1 protein-coding gene is annotated in these 7,026 nt (G+C 39.7%); it reads right to left on the reverse strand.

What is annotated here, in order from left to right; translation table 11 throughout:
- On the reverse strand, window positions 1–6,780 hold a 6,780-nt coding region (locus ACFIMU_RS08365), incomplete at its 3' end, for a hypothetical protein (protein ID WP_375697009.1).
- Window positions 6,781–7,026: the final 246 nt, after the last annotated feature.

Below are 7,026 nucleotides of genomic sequence, written 5' to 3' on the forward strand. Positions count from 1 at the left end.
AACTTGACCATCTTTCTCTTTGTTCTTTACATGACGTGCTACAAAGGCATTGGCTTCATCATTCCATAACAAAGCATTCTGCTCAATGGTCTGTGTAAGTTCATTGCTGTTCTTAGAAAGCTCATTATGAAGATCTGTCAGCGATGTATCAACACCGCTAAAAGCTGAACCAACATCATGATATGACTGACCACCAACAACATACGTCGGAAGATTGCCTACAAGCACATCAGCACCACCACCTAAATAGCTCGATGTATTTTTAGAAACACTGTCTAGATTAGTACTCACTGTCGTAACATTTTTATTAGTTGCAAATAACTGAGAGCCATTTACAACTTCTGTCGATTCTGCTGAAAGTACTCCTGCCTTAACACCTGAAAGTATCCGGTCTTCTTTCTTACTGTTGGCAATATTGAGTTCTGTACCTTCTACTTCTTTACCAATAGTGATAACCTTCGTACTATCATCCTGCTTGGCAAGGCTATCACTGACTACATTGGTCACATCATTGTGAACATTCGTAATAGAACTTGCAACACCTGCAAATGCTTCCGCTACACTATTGTAAACCTTTTCCTCACCAGCACTACCATCAGAATTGACAGTTTCAAGCTTGAATGTGGGTGCAACCCATTTTCCATTTTCATAGCCAGCACCTCCACCCAAATACGTCGCAACTGCTTGATTCATTGAATAAAGTTGGTTGCCAGTGATCGCTTCTGTTGAACCTTTAGAAATTTCTCCATCTAAAAGAAACTTCAATTTGCTATTGTTTCCTTCCGTTCCATGCTTAGCCACAAATGCATTGGCTTCATTATTCCAATTCAAAGAATCCTGTGCGACTCCTTCAGAAACTTCCTTAATCCTCTGATTGACATTCTTGATATTTGTATCAAGTCCTTCAAAAGCTGAACCAACATTGGTAAAAGGTTTGGCTGTTATCTTACCATCTTTATCAATCTCCGATAAACTATAGGTCGGCCCTGTAAACGCACCATTATTAAAAGCTGCATTGCCTCCTAAATAAGTAACAACCTTATCATTCGTTTCAAAAAGCTGATTACCCGTAACAGCATCTGTTGATTTAGCGCTAATCTCACCATTTGCTAGAAACGTAATTCTACTGTTTTCTTGTGTCCTTAAAGCTCTGCCTTGTTCTTCTTGCTTCTTCTCATGACGTGCTACAAAGGCATTGGCTTCATCATTCCATAACAAAGAATCTTGCGCTACTCCTTCAGAAACTTCTTTAATCCGTGCATTCACATTCTTGATATTCTCATCAAGACCGGCAAAAGCACTCCCAACATCATTAAAAGAGCCATTTGTTATATTACCAGCTGTATCAACCTTGGATAACTTGTAGGTTGGTCCTGTAAACGTACCCTCAACAAATTTTGCATCGCCACCAAGGAATTTAGCTACATTCTGAGAAATCGTGTTGATCTGATTACCATTAATCGCATCATGTGAACTCTCACCAATGGCACCATCTTTGACATTATGAAGTGCAACTGGTCCTGCATCCTTACCTTTACCTAAAGTCACACTCGTGTAATCAATGCCGCCATTCTCACCCTCTTTTTTATCGTAGTGAACAACAGCTGAATCATCAGACTGAAGACTGTTAGAAAGCTTCTCTAATCTTTTATCAAGCTGACCTTTGTTAACAGCTTCATTATCCTTTGTTGCTTCACCAACACCTGAAAGTGTCCGATCCGTACCAGTCTTGTTGGCTATGTTGACTTCACTGCCTTCTACTTCTTTACCAATAGTGATAACTTTTGTCTTTTCATCCTGCTTCGCAAGGCTATCACTAACTACATTGGTCACATCATTATGAACATTCGTGATAGAACTCGCAACTCCAGCAAATGCTTCCGCTACACTCTTATAGCTTTCCTCACTTTCTTTACCTTCTGCATCAACTTTCTTGATCACAAAACTTGGAGCTTTCCATTGTCCATCTTTATCGTAACCTGCTCCTCCACCAAAATAGGTCGCAAACTGTTTTTGCAGATCATAAATCTGTCCACCCGTAATCGCATCACTCGAGCCTGATACTATAGAGCCATCTGCAAGTGATGTAAGCTTGCTGTTCTCTTTATTGTCCCCATGCGTCGCTACAAACGCACCTTTAGTCTTACCCCATAACAATGCATCGCCTTGAACTGCTTGCGTAATATTACTCAGTTTTTCATCAAACTTTTTGACCTCATTAGACAGATGAGTGTTCACATTCTTGACACTCGTATCAAGACCCGCAAAGGCGCTACCAACATCGTTATGTGAATTAGTCGTTACTGTACCATCGTCAGAAACATTAGAGATTTTATAAGTCGGAGCGGTAAAAACACCCTCTTTAAATGCAGCATCACCACCTAAAAACTTAGCTACATCCTCACCGATTTTATTAATCTGACCACCCGAGATTGCATCATGTGAACCCTTGGCAATCTGACCATCGGCAACATTATGGAGTCCTACAGCTGCCTTATCCTTACCTTTACCTAGAGTCACACTCGTGTAATTAATGCCGCCATTATCACCATCTTTTTTATCGTAATGAACAACAGCTGAGTCATCAGATTGAAAACTATTAGAAAGCTTCTCTAAACTTTCATCAAGCTGACTTTTGTTAACCGCTTCATTATCATTCACAGCTTTCTTCACACCAGAAAGAATCCGATCCACACCACTTTTATTGGCAATGTTGATTTCTGTACCTTCTGTTTTGGCGCCAATAGTAATACGACCAGCATCTCCATCATCCTGTTTGACGAGGCTATCACTGACAACATTAGTCACATCATTATGAACATTCGTGACAGAAGTACTAATATCAGAAAGGGCTTCCGCTACACTCTTATAGCTTTTCTCACTTTCTTTGCCTGCTGCATCAACTTTCTTGATAACAAAATTGGGAGCTTTCCATTGTCCACTCTCATCATAGCCAGCACCACTATCTAAATATGTCGCAAGAGTGTTACTCATCGAATAGAGTTGTCCACCATTAATGGCATCTGTTGAGTTCGAGGTAATGTCACCATTTGCAAGAAACGTAATTCTACTGTTTTCCTGTCTCCTTACAGCTCTGCCTTTTTCTTCTTTGCTCTTTTCATGACGTGCTACAAAGGCATTGGCTTTATTACTCCAATTCAAAGAATCCTGCGCTACCCCTTCAGAAACTTCTTTAATCCGCGCATTCACATTCTTGATATTTGCATCAAGACCAGTAAATGCACTACCAACATCTTTAAAAAAGCCGTCTGTTATATTACCATCTGCATCAACCTTAGATAACTTGTAGGTTGGTCCTGTAAACATACCGCCAACAAATTTTGCATCACCACCAAGAAACTTAGCTAAATCCTGAGAAATTGTATTGATCTGACTACCATTAATCGCATCATGTGAGCTCTCACCAATGACACCATCTTTTACATTATGAAGCGCAACTGGTTCTGCATCCTTACCTTTGCCTAAAGTCACACTGCTATAGTCAACTATTCCGTCTTCTTTTTTATCGTAGAGAACCACTGCTGAATCTTCTGACTGAAGGCTGCTGGAAAGATCCTTCAGACTTGCATCAAGCTGCGCTTTATTGACTGCCTCGTCCCCATTTTGCGCTGCCTTAACACCAGAAAGAATTCGAGCATCACCATCCCGATTTAAAATATTGATTTTATTGCCGCCTCTTTCCGCACCAATAGTAATAAGACCCATCCTATCCTGCTTGACAAGGCTTTCACTCACTACATTCGTAATCTCTTTGCTGATCTCATTTTTTACATTCGTAACAGAAGTACCAACTCCAGCCAAAGCATCCGCCACATTGCTATAAGTTTTCTCTTCAGATTTACCATCATCCTTAACTGTCTTAACCTTAAAACTTGGAGCTTTCCATTGTCCTTGCTCATCATAGCCAGCACTACCACCAAAATAGGTTGCAAGTTGTTCGTTCAGCGAATAAAGCTGTCCACCCGTGACAGCATCCGTTGAATCTTTAGAAACATCACCATCTAAAAGAAACGTAATTTTGCTGTTATCTTGAGTCGCTACAGCTCTGCCTTTTTCTTCTTTGCTCTTTTCATGACGTGCTACAAAGGCATTAGCTTCATCATTCCATAACAAAGCATCACCTTTAACTTGCTGAGTAATATTCGTTATGTTTTTAGTAAGTTCGCTAAACTTATTTGTTACATTATCATTGACATTCTTGATATTGCTATCAAGCTGGCTTTTGTTAACAGCGTCATTATTGTTCTTTGCTTCACCAACACCTGAAATTATCCGATCCGCACCAGTCTTGTTAGCTATGTTGATTTCACTGCCTTCTACTGCAGCTCCAATAGTGAGACGACTCGTTGTCTTATCTTGCTGAACAAAGCTCTCGCTTTCCACTTTGGTAATTACATTATTAACCTGTTCAGTCAATTTATTCTGAACATTCGTGATAGAACTTCCAACTCCTGCAAGTGCATCCGCTACATCAGGATATTCTTTGTTTTCTGTTTCGCCATCATCCTTAACGGACTTAACAGTAAATTTAGGAGCAGTCCAAGCGCCATTTTCATATTTAGCGCCACCACCGAAATATTTGGCTATATTCTCAGATACTGTTTTGAGATCACTTGTTACAGTTGTAACATTTTGATTTGTAGTAAACAACTGAGAACCAGTGACTGCTTCATCTGAATTTGCACTGAGATCGCCACCTAATAGACCGGAAATTTTCCTTGCCCCATTATCTTTATTCAGAATGCTGATTTCAGTGCCACCAGTTCCTTTCCCAATGGTGATAACACCTGATCCCTCAGCATGGAGACTGCGACTTAACGCCATCCCTTCTTCTTGCTTAACAAGAATACTGTCTCTTACATCAGCAATTTCATTATTTGTTGCCAAAAGTTGTGAACCATTTACCGCTTCTGTCGATCCTACTGAGAGCGCCCCATCTTTAACGCCTTTTAGCTCTTTATTGCCAGCATCAATACCACTAGTTGTTATTTTCGGACCACCTGTAATCATTAAGCCTGTTTCGTCTAAAGTATTTGTACCTGCCTTTACGCTCTCCAGTGTGATGTCCTTTGCTAAATCAAATTTTACCTTATTGTCCTCTTTGCCTTTTGTAATATTTAGGTTGCTACTTCCAGCTGCCAAATCCATTGGACTAGTTGAATTAACACTCGTCGTATCTGCACCCTCAACAGAGAGATCCCAACTTGAAGTTATAGAGTTTTTTAGAGCTTTTAGCTGCGCAACATTCACGGCATCAGTGTCGTTCGTGCCAGATGCAACACCAGAAAGAATTCTGGTTTTATTATCTTTATTGGCAATTGTGATTTTATCGCCATCTGTATCCTTACCAATGGTTATGAACTTCGTCTGTGCATCTTGTTTTACGAAACTACTAGTTGCTACCTGTTCTTTTATTTCCTTCAGCTGTCCAAAATTCACCGCATCGGTGCTTTCAGTACCCGTTGCCACTCCTGTTATCTTTTTACTGCCAACATCTATACCACCGGTGGTTATTTTCGGACCATTGGCAATCACTAAACCTGTTGCGTCTAGGGTACTGCTTCCTGCAGTTACTTTATTGACTGCAATTTCCTTAGATAGATCAAATTTTACATTATTATCTTTATCACCTTTTGTAATCGTAAGATTTGTACTTCCAGTGGAAAAATCTACCGTACTGTCCATAATAACGGTTTTACCATTCTTACCCCCAACAGAGAGTTTCCAACCGCCTTTTCTTACGACACTTTCTAAATCTTTTAACTGTATAACATTTACTGCATCAGTAGGTTCACTACCAGCTGCTACACCTATAATCTGCCGCGTTATGCCCTTACTAGGATTACCAAAACTAACGGCACCCTGCGTACTTTTCCATTGCACTTCAGTGTTTTTTGCCGGTCCCTGCTGCAAAGAAGCATACCCCAAAATACCATCAGCCCTATCAGCTACAGAATTACTTCCTATAGCAACACCTTGGTGTATATCTACTTTTGCATGATGACCAATAGCAATCGCATCTTCCTGTGTAGTGCTAGCAGAATCCCCCAACGCTATTGTAAACTTGCCGAAAGCTCTAGCTTGAAAACCTATGGCAATTGCTTTTTCATCTCCAGCAGTTGTTCTTTGCTCTTCAGTAGCAAAGTCTGGAGCAGAACCAATCGCAATACTATTATGAGCATTAGCGTAAGAAGACAAACCTATAGCAATACTTCTATCTTGTTTTGCTTCCGCCAATGGACCTAACGCAATAGCATCATAACCTTTTGCACTCGCACTATAACCCTGCTCCAGAGGATGACCATTGCCTTTTGCTGCAGCTCTTTGGGTCGATACTGTTCTTAACAAACCAGAAGGGTTTGAAAAATCTGCACCATCTATAGAATTCGTATGAATACTTCTTGTAAGTTGTAGCGCTTTTTTATCACCAACATTTCCAACTCGCGCAAAACGGCTACCTTCTGTCAAAACATTTATTATGGAACTATTATCATCCGTATCAGAAAAAAAATTGATTAGAAAATTTGCATAGTCTTCAGAATCATTCAAACCAGCAACAGAGAGAATGCTTTGTGGATAAGATATACCAACACTTTTTACACCTTCAAGAAAGGTGTTTCTAAAATCAGGATTTGCTGAAAAAACAGGCGTAACATTCGATAAGAATGTAGCAGCTATAGCCAACGAAAGAACTTTAACCAAAGAAAAACGAGAACGTTTTAATTCACTCGCTGCTTGTGGGGCATATAATTTTTTCATAACAAACTCTCCAATGAAAAAACTTAAAAACACCTCCAAAACATAAAAAAGACACATTTTAGCATTATTGATCTCTTTGGAACTTAGAGTAGAGGATCATTGCTTAGAGTGTGAATATTTTGAGTCTTTTGTTTTGTTTGTGCTCTCTGTATTGAGACCCAAATGCTTATCTTTTTGATTATGTTTTTTGACATAAAGATAACACATTTAGAGTCTAAGGGTTTTAGTGTGTTGTTTTTTCCTAAC

Origin of the sequence: Bartonella sp. AC70YNML (genome assembly GCF_042196545.1) — a bacterium.
Lineage (GTDB): Bacteria > Pseudomonadota > Alphaproteobacteria > Rhizobiales > Rhizobiaceae > Bartonella.